Annotated in this window: 12 protein-coding genes; 6 read left to right on the top strand and 6 right to left on the bottom strand. The window is 72.5% G+C overall.

Translation table 11 applies throughout. From position 1 onward, the window contains the following. The first annotated feature begins 626 nt into the window (after positions 1 to 626). Genes ACFWU9_RS33580 through ACFWU9_RS33570 form a run of 3 tightly spaced genes read left to right on the top strand, consistent with a single transcriptional unit; the run spans position 627 to position 4,437 of the window. Positions 627 to 1,754: an energy-coupling factor transporter transmembrane protein EcfT gene (locus tag ACFWU9_RS33580; RefSeq protein ID WP_384324862.1), complete on the top strand. Its 1,128-nt coding sequence runs from the start codon at positions 627 to 629 to the stop codon at positions 1,752 to 1,754. Beyond that, positions 1,751 to 3,478, top strand: coding sequence for an ABC transporter ATP-binding protein (locus ACFWU9_RS33575; protein ID WP_384324861.1), 1,728 nt, complete (start codon positions 1,751 to 1,753; stop codon positions 3,476 to 3,478). Before ACFWU9_RS33580 ends, ACFWU9_RS33575 begins: the two co-directional genes overlap by 4 nt. After that, positions 3,475 to 4,437, top strand: a complete 963-nt coding sequence (locus ACFWU9_RS33570) for an ECF transporter S component (protein WP_384324860.1) — start codon at positions 3,475 to 3,477, stop codon at positions 4,435 to 4,437. Before ACFWU9_RS33575 ends, ACFWU9_RS33570 begins: the two co-directional genes overlap by 4 nt. Here the strand turns inward: ACFWU9_RS33570 and ACFWU9_RS33565 are convergent. From ACFWU9_RS33565 to ACFWU9_RS33555, 3 genes are read right to left on the bottom strand one after another with little or no spacing between them, the layout of a single operon-like run. Next, positions 4,381 to 5,160 carry a hypothetical protein gene (locus ACFWU9_RS33565; RefSeq protein WP_384324859.1) on the bottom strand — a complete coding sequence of 260 codons (780 nt, stop codon included), beginning with the start codon at positions 5,158 to 5,160 and terminating at the stop codon, positions 4,381 to 4,383. The genes ACFWU9_RS33570 and ACFWU9_RS33565 overlap by 57 nt on opposite strands. Before the next feature lie 46 nt (positions 5,161 to 5,206). After that, the gene (locus tag ACFWU9_RS33560) at positions 5,207 to 5,701 is read right to left on the bottom strand and encodes a GNAT family N-acetyltransferase (protein WP_384324858.1); all 495 of its coding nucleotides are present in this window, start codon (positions 5,699 to 5,701) and stop codon (positions 5,207 to 5,209) included. 31 nt (positions 5,702 to 5,732) lie between these two features. Next, a complete protein-coding gene (locus ACFWU9_RS33555) occupies positions 5,733 to 7,940 on the bottom strand; it encodes a bifunctional glycosyltransferase 87/phosphatase PAP2 family protein (protein ID WP_384324857.1) in 2,208 nt (735 codons plus the stop codon). A 426-nt stretch (positions 7,941 to 8,366) separates the two neighbouring features. Between ACFWU9_RS33555 and ACFWU9_RS33550 the strand changes: the two genes are divergently transcribed. Beyond that, a complete protein-coding gene (locus ACFWU9_RS33550) occupies positions 8,367 to 9,422 on the top strand; it encodes a DUF2330 domain-containing protein (RefSeq protein WP_384324881.1) in 1,056 nt (351 codons plus the stop codon). 87 nt (positions 9,423 to 9,509) lie between these two features. Here the strand turns inward: ACFWU9_RS33550 and ACFWU9_RS33545 are convergent, their stop codons facing one another. Both ACFWU9_RS33545 and ACFWU9_RS33540 read right to left on the bottom strand, forming a co-directional pair. Further along, positions 9,510 to 9,995 (bottom strand): hypothetical protein, encoded by a 486-nt coding sequence (locus tag ACFWU9_RS33545; RefSeq protein ID WP_384324856.1) that lies wholly within the window; start codon positions 9,993 to 9,995, stop codon positions 9,510 to 9,512. Between the two features lie 128 nt (positions 9,996 to 10,123). Beyond that, positions 10,124 to 10,843 carry an alpha/beta fold hydrolase gene (locus ACFWU9_RS33540; RefSeq protein WP_384324855.1) on the bottom strand — a complete coding sequence of 240 codons (720 nt, stop codon included), beginning with the start codon at positions 10,841 to 10,843 and terminating at the stop codon, positions 10,124 to 10,126. Between the two features lie 153 nt (positions 10,844 to 10,996). Here ACFWU9_RS33540 and ACFWU9_RS33535 point away from each other — a divergent pair, with 153 nt between their 5' ends. Next, entirely contained in the window at positions 10,997 to 11,587 is a 591-nt protein-coding gene (locus tag ACFWU9_RS33535; RefSeq protein WP_384324854.1) for a TetR/AcrR family transcriptional regulator, read from the top strand. A 90-nt stretch (positions 11,588 to 11,677) separates the two neighbouring features. Here ACFWU9_RS33535 and ACFWU9_RS33530 read toward each other — a convergent pair whose 3' ends face one another. Further along, positions 11,678 to 12,799, bottom strand: coding sequence for a serpin family protein (locus ACFWU9_RS33530; RefSeq protein WP_384324853.1), 1,122 nt, complete (start codon positions 12,797 to 12,799; stop codon positions 11,678 to 11,680). 157 nt (positions 12,800 to 12,956) lie between these two features. Here ACFWU9_RS33530 and ACFWU9_RS33525 point away from each other — a divergent pair, with 157 nt between their 5' ends. After that, positions 12,957 to 14,801 carry a glycoside hydrolase family 71/99-like protein gene (locus ACFWU9_RS33525; RefSeq protein WP_384324852.1) on the top strand — a complete coding sequence of 615 codons (1,845 nt, stop codon included), beginning with the start codon at positions 12,957 to 12,959 and terminating at the stop codon, positions 14,799 to 14,801. Positions 14,802 to 15,021: the final 220 nt, after the last annotated feature.

Genomic DNA, 15,021 nt, shown 5'->3' with positions numbered 1-15,021 from the left:
GCGCCGGCCCGGAACGAGGCAGGAGCGACCGCACTAGCGGCGTACCGAGCGATCGCGCGATGGACGCACACCACCGCGCGGGCGGCGCGGGCGGCGCGGCTGCGGGCATGGGCGGGGGCACTGACCGCCACGCGGGCGGGGCGGTCGGAGCGGGTGGGGGCACTCACCGCCACGCGGGCGGGACGGCTGCCGGCCCGGAACGGGGCAGGAGCGACCCCACGAACGCCGCACCGAGCGATCGTGCCACGGACGCGCACCGCCGCACGGGCGCCACGGACGGCACAAGCGGAGGCACTGACCGCAGCGCGGGCGGCGCGGGCGGCGCGGGCGGCGCGGGCGGCGTCAGCCTGCCGCCCGACGGCCCGGAACGGGCCACGGACACAGCGACAAGCGCGGCGCCGGCCGGCACCCGCGGAAACGCGGACCACCGCGAGGGCAGCACTATGTCTGCCGAGTCCGACGAGGCCCGAGAAGACGCCGGCAGCGCAGGCACTGGTCGACGCGCGAGCGTGGGGCCGGGCGGCGCGGAACGGGGCACGGACACAGCCACAAGCGCGGTGTCGGCCGGCACCCGCGGAAACGCGGGCCGGTGCGCGGGCGGCGTGGGCTCTCGGCGGCGTGCGCGCGTGGGGGCGGGGTTGGGGTGGCTTCGGGTGCCGGTGGGTGGGCGTGGGAGCTCGCTGCATGCCGGGGCCTGGTGGGTGTGGGCCGGGGGGTTGGGGGTGGGGGCGTCGCGGACCGGGAATCCGTTGTTGCTCGGGCTGCTCGTCGGGGTCGCCGGTTACGTCGTCGCCGCGCGGCGGACCGACGCGCCCTGGGCCCGCTCGTACGGCGCCTTCGTCAAGCTCGGGCTCTTCGTCATCCTCGTCCGGCTCGTCCTCGCGGCCTTCCTCGGCTCGCCGGTCCCCGGCTCGCACCTGATCGTCACCCTGCCCGAACTGCCCCTGCCCGGCTGGGCGAAGGGCATCCGCGTCGGGGGCCCGGTGACGGGCGAGCAGTTGGTGTTCGCGCTGTACGACGGCGCCAAGCTCGCCACGCTCCTGATCTGCGTCGGCGCCGCGAACGCCCTCGCGAACCCGGCCAGGCTGCTCAAGTCCCTCCCGGGCGCCCTGTACGAGGCGGGGGTCGCCGTCGTCGTCGCCATGACCTTCGCGCCGAACATGGTCGCCGACGTCCTGCGCCTGCGTACCGCCCGCAGACTGCGCGGCCGGTCGACCGGTGGCGTGAAGGCCGTCCTCCAGATCGGACTGCCCGTCCTGGAGGGCGCGTTGGAGCGGTCCGTCGCGCTCGCCGCGTCGATGGACGCGCGTGGGTACGGCCGGACGGCCGCCGTACCCCCCGCCGTCCGGCACACGACCACCGTCCTCACCCTCGGCGGCCTGCTCGGCGTCTGCGCCGGCACGTACGGGCTCCTCGCCGCCGAGGGCGCCACGTACGGCGTGCCGCTCCTCGGCATCGGGGTCGCCGCGGCGTTCGGCGGTCTCTGGCTCGGCGGGCGCCGTTCGGTCCGTACGCGCTACCGCCCCGACGTCTGGGGCGTCCGCGCCTGGCTCGTCGCCGGGTCAGGCGCGGCCGTCGCCCTGCTGATGATCCGGGCGGGCGCGTACGACCCCGAGGGCCTGCACCCCGGTGTCGTACCGCTCGTGGCACCGGGCCTCCCGCTCTGGCCCGCCGCCGGCATCCTGCTCGGCCTGCTGCCGGCCTTCGTAGCGCCCCGGCCCGCCGCCCTCACGGACAAGGAGAGAACCCGGTGATCCGGTTCGAGCAGGTGTCGGTGACCTACGCCGACGCCCCGGCCCCCGCCCTCCAGGGGGTCGATCTCACCGTCCCCGAGGGCGAGTTGGTGCTGCTCGTCGGCCCCTCGGGCGTCGGCAAGTCCACGCTGCTGGGCGCGGTGTCGGGGCTCGTCCCGCACTTCACCGGCGGCAGACTCCGCGGCCGGGTCACCGTCGACGGCCGCGACACCCGCACCCACAAGCCACGTGAACTCGCCGATCTCGTCGGCACGGTGGGCCAGGACCCGCTCGCCCACTTCGTCACCGACACGGTGGAGGACGAACTGGCCTACGGCATGGAGTCGCTGGGCCTGCCCACCGACGTGATGCGGCGCCGTGTCGAGGAGACCCTCGACCTCCTGGGCCTGGCCGACCTGCGGGACCGCCCCATCGCCACCCTCTCCGGCGGGCAGCGGCAGCGCGTCGCGATCGGCTCCGTCCTCACGCCGCACCCCAAGGTGCTGGTCCTGGACGAGCCGACGTCCGCGCTCGACCCGGCGGCTGCCGAGGAGGTCCTCGCCGTGCTGCAACGGCTCGTCCACGACCTGGGGACGACCGTGCTGATGGCGGAGCACCGGCTGGAGCGGGTCGTGCACTACGCGGACCAGGTCGTCCTCCTCCCCGGGCCGGGCGAGGCACCGGTCGTCGGCGAGCCCGAACGGATCATGGCCCTCTCCCCCGTCTTCCCGCCGGTGGTGGCGCTCGGCAGGCTCGCCGGCTGGGACCCGCTGCCGCTCTCCGTACGGGACGCCCGCCGCCGCGCGGGCGACCTGCGCGCCCAACTCGCCACAACGGTGCCCCCGTTGGCGCCCGCCCCCGCCCCACCAGCCGTACCGCCGACCGCCCGGCCGGGCACACCCCGTACCGCCCTCGGCCGCCTTCTCCACCGCCGGCCGCACGCCACGAAAGCCACCGAGGTCACCGACGTCACCGAGGTCGCCTCCGTCTCCCGCCTCGCCGTGCGCCGCGGCCGGATCGAGGCGCTGCGCGGCGTCGGCCTCACCCTCACCCCCGGCGAGACCGTCGCGCTCATGGGCCGTAACGGCGCGGGCAAATCCACCCTGCTCGCCACCCTCGTCGGCCTGGTCGAGCCCACGTCCGGCTCCGTCACCGTCGGCGGGCGCACCCCGCACCGTACGCATCCGCGCGAGCTGATCCGTCAGGTCGGGCTCGTCCCGCAGGAGCCGCGCGACCTGCTCTACGCGGACACGGTGTCCGCCGAGTGCGCGGCGGCCGACACCGACGCGGGCGCCACGCCCGGCAGTTGCCGCGCGCTGGTCGACGAGCTGCTGCCGGACGTGGCCGGCGCGACGCACCCGCGTGACCTGTCGGAGGGGCAGCGGCTGGCCCTGGCGCTGGCGATCGTGCTGACCGGCCGGCCGCCCCTGCTGCTCCTGGACGAGCCGACGCGCGGTCTGGACTACGCCGCGAAGGCCCGACTCGTGGACATCCTGCGCGCGCTCGCCGCCGAGGGCCACGCGATCGTACTCGCCACCCACGACGTGGAGTTGGCCGCCGAACTCGCCCGCCGGGTGGTGATCCTCGCCGACGGCGAGATCGTCGCCGACGGGCCGACGCCCCACGTGGTCGTCTCGTCCCCGGCGTTCGCACCGCAGGTCGCGAAGATCATGGCGCCGCAGGCGTGGCTGACGGTCCATCAGATACGCGACGCGCTCGACGCCGGAGCGGGGGAACCGGCATGAGCGGGGCGCCTCCGGACCCCCAGGCCCGTGCCGTACGCCTCGGCCCCCGCTCCGTCGCCGCCCTCACCCTCGTCAGCGCGATCGGAGTGGTCGCCTTCGGCTGGCCGCTGCTCGCCGACTCCGCCTCCGGGCTCGCCCACTCCCAGGACGCGCCCTGGCTCTTCGCCCTGCTGCTCCCGCTCCTGGTGGCCGTCGTCGTCGCGACGATCGCCGACTCCGGCCTGGACGCCAAGGCGGTGGCGATGCTCGGCGTGCTCGCCGCCGTCGGCGCCGCGCTGCGCCCGCTGGGCGCGGGGACGGCCGGCCTGGAACCGATGTTCTTCCTGATGGTGCTCAGCGGCCGGGTGCTGGGGCCCGGCTTCGGCTTCGTCCTCGGCTCGGTCACGATGTTCGCGTCCGCGCTGCTGACCGGCGGGGTCGGGCCCTGGATGCCGTTCCAGATGCTGTCGATGGGCTGGTTCACGATGGGCGCGGGGCTGCTGCCGGGCCCGGACCGGCTGCGGGGGCGCGGGGAGTCGCTGATGCTCGCGGCGTACGGGGCGGTCGCCGCCTTCGCGTACGGCACGATCATGAATCTCCAGGGCTGGACCTATATCGGCGGGCTCTCCTCGGGTATCTCGTTCCGGCCGGGCGACCCGGTCCACGAGAATCTGGTGCGCTTCCTCGCGTACTGCGCCGCGACGTCCTTCGGCTGGGACCTGGGACGCGCGGTACTCACCGTCGTACTGACACTGACGATCGGCGCCACGGTCCTCAAGGCGCTGCGCCGGGCGACACGACGGGCGGCGTTCGACGCGGAGGTCAGCTTCGACGCGGAGGTCAGCTTCGACACGGAGGCCGGCTTCGACACGGAGGCCGGCTTCGACAGGGAGGTCGCCTCCGAGGGGCCCGCAGGCGCCCCGTCAGCGGCGCAGAGCCGCCCGCAGGGTGACACCGTGCCGGGTACGCAGCCGCCGTAGCTCCCACATCGCGACAACGGTCACGGCCAGCGGCGGACCGAGGGTGAGCGCCGTCCGCGCCCCGAACGGCGCGCTGTCGTACGCGCCCCTGGCGGCGTCGACCAGAGCCAGCTCCCACACCAGCAGGATCGTCAGCACGGGCGGGACCGTCTCGTGGATGTCCGCCGTCCGGAAGACGTGCACGAGCGACTGGACGATGCCGTACAGGACGAACGGGCAGAACCAGTACAGGAACCAGAAGCCCCCGAGGACCGTCAGGATTCCGGTCGGGTCCGGCCGCACATGGTCCCGGGGGTCGTAGCCGGAGTACGTGAGCAGCCTGGGCACGGTGACACTGGCGACGAGCACGGCGAGCGCCGCCGCGGGTCTGCCGACACGGCGCAGCAGCATTCCCCGGTTGGGCGGGCGCGCGGCGGCGACGAATCCGACGACGACCAGCGGGAAGGTCACCATCAGCAGGATGAACGTCGTCCCCGCCTGGCTCATACGGTCGTCGATGACCCCGTCGGCGTCCGCCACCACGTCGTAGGAGAGCAGGATCCAGGCGACGACCGCCAGCCCGACGACCGTCCGGATGATCTGGATCCTGCTGACCACCGGGTCCTGGACCCGGTCCGGCCGGGACGGCTTGAACACGCGGCGGCCGACACCGAACGGATTGAAGAGACCGAGGAAGGTCATCGGGGGCGCCGGCGGCCGGCCCCCGTTCCCGCCACTGCTCATCGTCGTGTCCCCCAGACTGACGGTGCCCACGTCCACCGACGAGACGTCAGGAGTTCACGCCCGGTTCCACCGGCGCCAGATCGAGCTCCCCCACCGTCTCGTCGCCGCTGGTCTCCCCCGTCAGCCGGAACCCGAGTCCCAGGTAGAAGCCCTCGGGCCCGTCGCCGCCCGGATGCCAGGTGGCGGTGAGGCGGGTGCCGCCCCGGCGACGGATCTCGGCCGCGACCGCCTCGACCGCGAAGCGGCCGTAACCACGCCCCTGTTCACCGGCCGCGATGTTGAGGCGCCACAGTCCCGAGCGGATGTCCTTGCCCGTGCCGTCGCCCGCGAAGTCGACGTCGAGGAAGGCCATGAGGAAGCCGACGGCCCGGTCCCCGTCCAGGATGAGACGGGGCCAGGCCTGGTCCCTGTGGACGTACGCCTCGGCGAGGGACTTCACGACCGGGGCGACCAGGCGCTCCTGGTCGGGGCGGACCCGCACGCCGACGGCGGCGTCGAAGTTGTCGGGGGTGATCTTCTCCAGCCGGAGCGTCGTCGTCATACGAAAACGATAGGACTCCGGATCAAGTGGTTTACCGCGCGGGCGACTTGCTGTCCCCGCCCCGTACCCCTGGCGCGGTCATGGCACCGGAGCCCTTCCCGCCGGGGCCCTTCCCGCCGGAGCCTTTCCCGTCCCCGCCCGAATCCTTCTCCTTCTCCCTCTCCGGATCCTTCTGCTTCTCCTCCGTCGGCCTGCCCCCCAGCTCGACCCCGGGCCTCAGCTCCAGCATCGACTCCGCCCTCCGGAGCCGGCGCGGCCCCGACAGGACGTACGTCAGCCCGAAGCCGACGAGCACGACCATCGCCCCGCCCGCGGCGTCCAGCACCCAGTGGTTGGCCGTGGCGACGATCGCCGAGACCGTGATCAGCGGGTGCACCAGCCCCAGGAGCTTCATCCACAGCCTGGGCGCCAGCATCACGATCACGACCCCGCACCACAGCGACCAGCCGAAGTGCAGCGACGGCATGGCGGCGTACTGGTTGGTGACGCTCGTCAGCGCGCCGTAGTCCGGGTTCGCGAAGTCCTGCGGGCCGTGCACGGTGTCGATGTAGTCGAGGCCCTGCATGAGCCGTGGCGGTGCCAGCGGGTAGAACCAGAAGCCCACCAGCGCGAGGAGCGTGGCGAAGGCCAGCGAGGCGCGCACCCAGCGGTAGTCGGCGGGCCGGCGCACGTACAGGACGGCGAGGATGGAGAGCGGTACGAGGAAGTGGAAGGAGGTGTAGTAGAAGTTGAGGAAATCCTCCGCCCAACTCACCTTCACCACCGCGTGGTTGGCCCAGTGCTCGATGTCGATCCCGAGCGCCTTCTCGATGGAGAGGATCTGCTCCGCGTGCGACACGGCGGCCTCGCGTCCGCCGTCGGCGGCGGCGCGGATCTGCTGGTAGACGGAGTAGCCGACGCGGATGGCGAGCAGTTCGAGCAGCAGGTTGGGCCGGCTGACGAGCCGGCGCCAGAACGGCGCGAGCGGGACACGTCCCCACCGCGCCGCGACGGGTCGCGCGTACACGGTCTGGATCGGCCGGTCGAAGTACGGCGACGTACGGGTCAGGAAGGGCAGGAAGCAGGCCGCCGCCAGCGCCGCGATCAGCAGCACGTTGTCCCGTACGGGGTGCAGGGCCGTCATGTTGGGCAGCATCATCTTGCCCGGCAGCGTCATGACTATCACGACGACCGCAGGCCAGACGGGCCGGTCGGAGGCGCGTCTGCCGACCCGGCCGACGACGGCGAGCAGCAGCCAGAGCAGCTGGTGCTGCCAGGCGGTGGGCGAGACGGCGATGACCACACAGCCGGTGATCGCGACGGCCAGCAGCAGCTGCCCGTCCAGGGCGTACCGCGCCGCGCGGCGCAGCCCGAAGAAGCAGACGGCCGCGGCCAGTACGAGGAACAGCGCGATCTCCAGCGGCCCTTCGAGGCCGAACCGCAGCAGCGCGCCGTGCAGGGACTGGTTGGCGATGCTGTCGGCGCTCTCCCCGAGGCCCGTGCCCGCGAGATGGCGCGTGAGGTACGTCCAGGTGTCGCTCGGCAGCGCCACCCAGGCCAGGGCCGTACAGAGCGCGAACGTGCCGACGGTGGTGAGTGCCTGGCGTCTGCGGCCGGTGAGCCAGAGCAGCGGCGCGAAGAGCAGGACGGCGGGCTGGAGCGCGGCGCCAAGACCGATGAGGATGCCGGGGCCCGGTTCGCCGCGCTCGCCGCGCAGGACGAAGAAGGCGACCAGCACCAGAAGCACCGGGATTATGCTTGTCTGACCGAGATGGAAGCTGTTGCGGACGGGCAGGGACAGCATGAGCAGGCTGAGCGCGACGGGCGCGGCGAGCAGTCGCGTACGGCGCGAGACCGTGCCGGGCAGTGCGCGCGCCGCGACCAGTCCGAGGGCGACGACGAGCAGCAGGGTGCCGAGTGTCCAGGCGACGCCGAGGGCCTCTTCGGCGGCTCGGCCGAGTGGCTTGAGCACCAGGCCGGCGAAGGGTGTGCCGGTGAACTTCCCGCTCTCGTACAGCGAGCCCGACACATGCAGTACGCCGTTGTCCCCGATCCATCTCTCCAGATCGAGCAGCCGCTCGCCGGGCGGCAACCGCAGCACGGCCACCGCCTGCCGTACCGCGAGACCGGCCGCGAGGGCCCACAGCACCGCTCGCGCGGCCCCGAATCCGTTGCCTGCCGCCGTACTGCCTCGCACACCCTGCTCCGCATTCGCCACGCCGCGCCGACCCTCCGTTTCCAACCCTCGACCCTGGGTCATGAGCCTCGCATTCCCCCACTGTGGAGACTCAGGCAACCCCCCCTTCGCCTGAGTGTCATCCCTGTTTTGTCCAAATGCCGATGAAAGCACCGATGACGCCGCCGTCGGCCGACCGCAATGCCGGAACACCCGGGGAGGGGGGCCGGAGCAGGGCCATCAGGACGGCACGTCAGGAACCGGACCCGCGGCCGGGCCGTCTGAGGCCTTGTGGCGCCGCGCCGGGCGGACGGCGCGAAGGAGCGGGGACGTCGGGGGGCGCGGGGGATGGGACGGGTACGGGGGCCGGGCGGTGCGGCCGGAACACGCGGAACGGGCCGGGCGGACGGGGCGGGCGGGACGCGCGCGGGTCGAGCGGGTGGCGCGGGGGGCGGAAGTCGCCCGAGCGACGGGAGTGGCCGGATACCGACCGTCCGGCGGACGGTGCTCGTGCTGTGCGCGCTGCTGCTGACGCAGCTCGGGTCGCTGATCGCACCGGCGTACGCGTGCGGCTGCGGCGCGATGGTGCCGTCCCGGCAGGCCACGATGGGCGTCGACCGGGAGACGTCGGTGGTCCGTTGGGACGGTGCCACGGAAGAGATCGTGATGCGGTTCACGGTGAACGGCGACGCGCGGGAGGCCGCGTGGATCATGCCGGTGCCCGGCCGCGCCGATGTGGAGCTGGGCGATCCCGGCCTCTTCGGCGAACTCGACGAGCTCACGGCTCCCGTGGTGCGTACGCGGTACTACTTCTGGCCCCGCGACGGCGACTGGCCGTTCGCCCTGGGCGACGACACCTCGGCCGGCGCGCCGCCGCCGGCCGACGGTGGGCCTCCGGTGGGTGTCGTCGGCCGCGAACGGCTCGGCGACTTCGACGTGGCACGCCTGACCGCGACGGACCCCGGCGCGCTGCGGGACTGGCTCGACACGAACGGTTTCGACCTGCCGGCCGACCTGGCGTCGGGGCTCCAGCCGTATGTGGACCAGGAGTGGGAGTACGTCGCGGTGCGGCTGGCCCCGGAGGAGAAGGGCGCGGTCCTCGGCGGAACGCTCGACCCGCTGCGGCTGACCTTCGACAGCGACCGGCTGATCTATCCGATGCGCCTCTCCGGCCTGGCGGACCAGCCGCAGTCGCTGGGCCTGTACGTGCTGGCGGACCACCGGATGGAGCCCCGTGACGCGATCGGCGGGGACGCGCCGGAGATCCGCTTCGCGGGCCGCGTCTCACCGGCGGACGCACCGGCGCTGGGGAAGCTGACGGACGGGGAGCCGGTGTTCCTGACGGCGATCGACCAGTACTTCCCGGAGCCCGAACGCATAGACGCGGACCATGAGTTGCGCGCGACGGCCGAGGACACCCCGTACCAGCAGGCGACCTACGACGACGCGCTGCGCACGTTCGGGGGCGTCCCGGCGTGGCTGGCGACGGTGGGCGCGGTGTTCGTGGTGCTGATCCTGCTGGTGGTGGGCAGAGCGGTGTTCCGGGTCCGCCGCCGGGCGGGCTGAAGCCGCCGGGCGGGGTCACGCCGTCGAACGGGGTGAACGGGGCCCATCCGGCGGTCAGTTGGGCCGGTCGGGCGGCTTCGAGCGGCTTCAGGCGGCTTTGGCTCTCCCGCTACAGGCCAGCCCCTTGTCCCGGTGGTAGCCGCTGCCGCTGATGATGGTGAGCCCCTCACGGCGGGTCTCGCCCTCGAAGTGGATCATCTCCGGTGACTCGACGCCGATCTTGCCGCTCGGGTCGAAGGCGAGATAGAGGCCGATCGGGGCGAAGAGCAGCGACGCGACGATCGCCAGGATCAGATACAGCGGTTTCTCGTCAGGGTTGTCGCCGGAGAGGCCGACGACCCACAGCGAGACCGTCGATCCGAGGAGGACGGCGGACGCGATCAGCGAACGGATCACCGGGCCCTTGCGCAGGCGCCGGGTCGTCTCCAGATCCTGGATGACGAACACGCCCTCGCGGCCGCAGTGTCGGCACTTGACGGTCTCCCGCACCTCGCCGTGTTCGGGACGCCGTACCACCCGCGAGGTCTCCCTCGACTTGCTCCGGGTCAAGCCGGGTTCCGTCTTGAGTTGCATGAGGTGCGTCATCGTGAGCTGTATCCGCTCAGGCACGGTCCACGACACAGGGCCCCCTCCCCGCCCCCGCGGCACATGCCGTCGGTCCGCGGGCCGGTCCACAATCTAGCGGGGCCGGGGTGGGCACCTCAACATTCGAGCAGCAGATCGGTGAGCTCGGCAGGCATGGTGATCATGCAGTCGTGGCCGGTCGGCAGTTCCCACACGCGCGCCGGGGCGCCGTTGGGCTGGATCGGGGCGACGGGCCGCCGGGCGATGCCCTCCGGCTTCACGGTGCAGTGGATATGCGTCCGGGGGATCGCGTCCATGGCCGGGTTGTCCAGTCGCACCGGCTGCTGGAGGCAGCGCACCGGCTGATCCGACAGCATCGTGCGCAGCCAGGCGATGTCCGCGGGGTCGGTGACCCCGAACAGGCCGAAGGGCGGCGGCATCTCGGGGAGCGGCGGTATCCGCCAGCCGCTGCCCGACCTCGCCGCCTGCTCGATCAGGTTCCGGGTCACGGGCTGGACGTCGGCGGCGCTCTCGCCGTCCTCCGGGACCATCGCGTCGAGGTAGACCAGATGCCCGATCCGGTCCGGCACCTGGTTGGCCACGGAGGAGACGACCAGCCCGGCGTAGCTGTGTCCCACGAGTACCACCTCGGTGAGGTCCTCCTCGGTGATCAGCCCGACGATGTCGTCGACGTGCGTGTCGAGCCCCACCTCGGGGCTCTTCAGATGCGTCTTGTCGCCGTAGCCGGTCAGTGACGGCGCCAGCACCCGATGTCCGGCCGACGCCAGCAACGGGACCACCCGGTCCCAGCTCTCTCCGCCGTGCCAGGCGCCGTGTACGAGCAGATAGGTCGACATGGTTCTTGCTCCGTTCCGGGTGCTTCGTGTCCGTCGCGTCCGTCGCGTGCGGGATCCGTGGTCTGGCATCATGAAGAAGCGGGACGCTGTCCCGCTTGACGATATGGGACACTGTCCCGTTTAGCAAACACGGTGGTGGAAGGGGTTGGCGCGGTGAACGAAGGCGATCGGGACCCGGTGCGTACGGGCCGGCCGAAACGGGCGGACGCGCGACGGAACAAGGAAGCCCTGCTCGACGCCGCCGCCGCGGTCTTCGTCACGTCGGGCGTGGAGGCGCCGATCCGCGACATCGCGGCCGAGGCCGGCATCGGGACGGCCACGATCTACCGCCACTTCCCGACGCGGGCGGACCTGATCATCGCCGTCTACCGGCACCAGGTCGAAGCCCTCGCCGAGGCGGGCCCGGCACTGCTGACGAACGGTGGGACCCCGCACGCCGCGCTGGGGCGCTGGATCGACACCTTCGTGGACTTCCTCGCCACCAAGCACGGGCTGGCCGCCGTCCTGCAGTCCGACGACCCCTGCTTCGACCCCCTGCACTCCTACTTCCTCGACCGGCTCCTGCCCGTGTGCACGCAACTGCTCGACGCCGCTGCCGACTCGGGCGAGATCCGCTCCGACCTGGACGCGTACGAGCTCATGCGCGGCGTCGCGAGCCTCTGCGCGGGCGCCGGCGACAACCCCCGCTACGACGCGCGCCGTCTGGTGGAGCTCCTGATCGCAGGGCTGCGCCTGCCGCGGTGACCACCGGCACTCGGCCCGCACGCGCGGGCCGACGGGGAGCCGACGCGGTCCCGGGGCTGCGCCCCTCCGGAGCCCCCACCCGGCCACGTCCTACTTCACCGTCACCGGCCCCCGAGGGGCGCTCGCCTGCCAGCCCGTGAACAGCGGCACCTCGCCCGTGCCGTCCAGGACCACCACGCCGAACGGCCGGTCGAAGGTGATCGGCACCACGCGCCGCGGCCGGGCCATCCCCGCCGCCCGCATCGTGATCGCGGTCACCGCCGCCGCCTCGACGCCCAGTTCGGCCACCTTCACCACCGCCTCCTGGACGACCTGCTCGATCTTGAGACGTTCCGGCGAGAGCCCGGAGAAGTCGGCGAGGTCGCCCGTCGCCAAGGTCACGCCGAGCGCGGCCAGTTGGGGCGTGATCTCGACCGTCGTACGGAGTTCGAGCCGCGGCAGGGAGAGACCGATCCGCTCGGTGTCGATCCGGGCGCGGCGCGACGCGGGCGCCCACGCGGCGGGCAGGACGTCGGCCGCCCTCGCCCCCTCCGCGCCGAGAACGAACCGCACGCGCAACGCAGACTCGCCCCCCTCGCAGCGCAGTTCGACCACGTGCGTGCCGTCCACCGTCCATCCGGAGCGCGCGCCGAGCTGCTGCCGCATGGTCCGTACCGCGTGGACCTCGCCGGCGGCGTCCGTGAAGGGCAGTTCCGCGGTGGCGCCCGCCTCGAAGGGCGTCTGCCAACGCGCCTTCAGGGCAAGGACGTTGACGAGCGCGAGCAGCGTGTTCTCGTTGACCTCCGCCGGCAGCCTCTCGATCAGCCCGCCGGTCGCCTCCCGTACCCAGGCGTCGATCCCGGCGGGATCCATCCGGTCGAAGCCGATGTCGGGAAGCGCCTCGCGGTACGCGCGGTAGACCGGGACGCGGCTCCAGACGCGGGTGGCAACGCCGAGTTGCCCGGTCCCGGCCAGCGCGCGGGCGCTCTCGGTCACCGCCCGGGCGACGTCGGAGCCCGTACCGCCGAGCCCCAGCGCCGCCTCCAGCTCACCCGCCGTCCGCCCGCGCGCCCCGGCCGTCACCGCGCCCAGCGCCAGCCACAGCCCGGCCGGCGAACAGACGAAGTCGCCGTCCGCGCCCCCGCGTTCGCCCTCACCCCGGACCCGTAGCCACCGCTCGGCGAGCGTCCGCACCGGCCCGGCATATGTCGTCAGTCCTGTCGCCTGTCCCATGCGCCGAGCGTACGACGGGGGTCCCCGCGCCCGCCTCGGGGAAGGCGCTTGCTCTCCCCGTGCCAAAACCGTTGACACCTGGTCGCGCTTTCGTAAGTGTCATGAACAAATCATGGACGCGTACACCTGTCCCCCACCCCCCGAACAAGGGTGCATCGTGCCAAGACACCGGAGAAACCTCCTCCGCACCACACTCACCGCACTCTCCCTCTCCCTCCTCTCGGGCCTCCTGCTGACCGGCGTCGGTCCGTCGACGAGTACCGACAACGTTGCCACCACGGCCGCCCACACCGCCTCGGAGAAAGTCGCCGCCGCGCCCACCGTCAAGGGCAAGGTGTACGCCGGGTACCAAGGCTGGTTCGCCGCGCCCGGCGACGGCTCGCCGGTCGACAACTGGGTCCACTGGGCAGGCGGCAGAGCCCCGTCCCCAGGCAACCAGAGCTTCGAGATGTACCCGGAGATGACCGGCTATCCGGCCTCCTCCCAGTTCCGTACCGGCTACGCCGCGCTCGGCAACGGGAGCCCGTCGACCCTCTTCTCCTCGCACCAGACCGCCGTCGTGGACAAGCACTTCCAGTGGATGCAGCAGTACGGCATCGACGGCGCGGCGCTCCAGCGCTTCGGCAGCGACGTCTCCAGCCCCACCTCGCCGCGCGCGCTCTGGCGCAACCAGGTCACCACCAAGGCGCGGGACGCCGCGGAGAAGTACGGCCGGGGCTTCTACGTCGAGTACGACGTCAGCGGCCTGAACGACGCCAATGTGGAACAGGTCCTCAAGGACGACTGGACCAACCAGATCATCGGCGCGCTGAAGCTCACCGACTCCCCCGCGTACGCGCGCGAGGGCGGCAGGCCCGTCGTCGAGATCTGGGGTCTCGGCTTCAGCGACCGCCCCGGCACCGCCGAGACGGCCGAACGGGTGGTCAACTGGTTCAAGAGCCAGGGCCTCTACGTGATCGGCGGCGTCCCGCGGGGCTGGCGCGACAACTCCAACGCCAAGCCGGGCTTCGGCCCCGTCTACAAGGCGTTCAACATGATCTCGCCGTGGATGGTCGGCTCCATCGGGGACACCGCGCCGCAGATCGCCTCCGATCTCGCCGCCACCCGCGCCAACGGCCAGGACTACCTGCCGGTGATCTACCCGGGCTTCTCCTGGGCCAACTGGAACGGCGGAAGCCGTAACCAGATCCCGCGCAGGCACGGCGACTTCATGTGGACGCAGGCCGCCAACGTCCGTAAGGCGGGGGTACCGCAGGCGTTCATCGCCATGTTCGACGAGTACGACGAGGCCACGAACATCGCGCCGTCGGCGACCGACTCCTCCATGATCCCGACCGACCAGTACTTCCAGACGACCAGCGCCGACGGCAAGTACGTCTCGTCGGACTTCTATCTGCGGCTGGCCGGCAGGGCGACGCGGATGATCACCAACCAGGATCCGCTCAGCGACACCGTGCCCATCCCGCTCTCGACGGGCCCCGTCTTCTTCCGCACGAGCGTGGAGCAGGAGACCGACGCCCGGCTGACCTGGACCAACTCCCCCGGCCCCGGCGGCACGTTGAACGTCACCGGCCCGACACTCGGCACCGTGACGGGCGCCGATCACCAGCTCGGCCGGTCCGCGATCCGCGCGCAGGGCAGCACCCCCGCGGCGGGGCACAGTTACGCGTACATGCAGGCGTTCGAGGTCAACATCCCGATCACGGCGGCGACCAAGCTGAGCTACGGCTTCCTGCCGAAGGACACCGGCGGGCGCAACGTCTCCGTCGACCTGGTCCTGAGCGACGGGACCACACTCAGGGACAGCGCGGCGACGTCCACCGCGGGCCAGGACATGCACCCCGGCACGGCGAAGGGGACGGTCGGCAGCTGGAGCCGTATCCAGAGCAACATCGGCACCTGGCTCAACGGCAGGACGATCACCAAGATCCTGGTCGGCTACGACCGCTCGGCGGCCGGGAGTTACCAGGCGTTCATCGACAACATCGAGATCGCCAACTAGGGCCTGTCCGGCGGATCTTCGTGGATCGGCCCGGGGCGTCCGGTGCGGTGCGTCACAACGTCCGGGATCGTGCTCGTACCGGACGTGCTCGGACGCGTCCGACAACGCGGCGAGGTGCCGTACCAGGCGTTCCGGGCCGGCGAGGATCCGCCGGCCCGGCCCTGGGCGAGCAGCGCCGCTCGGCCGGCGTGAACGTCGGGGGGGGGGGGGGGGCGGAGGG

Origin of the sequence: Streptomyces sp. NPDC058653 (assembly GCF_042716895.1) — a bacterium.
GTDB lineage: Bacteria > Actinomycetota > Actinomycetes > Streptomycetales > Streptomycetaceae > Streptomyces.
This window is presented reverse-complemented; position numbering and strand designations above follow the sequence as displayed.

Excerpts from the sequence above, each read along its gene's own strand:
- ACFWU9_RS33570 (WP_384324860.1), top strand. The coding sequence starts at position 3,475 with ATGAGCGGGGCGCCTCCGGACCCCCAGGCCCGTGCCGTACGCCTCGGC.
- ACFWU9_RS33565 (WP_384324859.1), bottom strand. The coding sequence starts at position 5,160 with ATGAGCAGTGGCGGGAACGGGGGCCGGCCGCCGGCGCCCCCGATGACC.
- ACFWU9_RS33560 (WP_384324858.1), bottom strand. The coding sequence starts at position 5,701 with ATGACGACGACGCTCCGGCTGGAGAAGATCACCCCCGACAACTTCGAC.
- ACFWU9_RS33555 (WP_384324857.1), bottom strand. The coding sequence starts at position 7,940 with ATGACCCAGGGTCGAGGGTTGGAAACGGAGGGTCGGCGCGGCGTGGCG.
- ACFWU9_RS33545 (WP_384324856.1), bottom strand. The coding sequence starts at position 9,995 with ATGCAACTCAAGACGGAACCCGGCTTGACCCGGAGCAAGTCGAGGGAG.
- ACFWU9_RS33540 (WP_384324855.1), bottom strand. The coding sequence starts at position 10,843 with ATGTCGACCTATCTGCTCGTACACGGCGCCTGGCACGGCGGAGAGAGC.
- ACFWU9_RS33530 (WP_384324853.1), bottom strand. The coding sequence starts at position 12,799 with ATGGGACAGGCGACAGGACTGACGACATATGCCGGGCCGGTGCGGACG.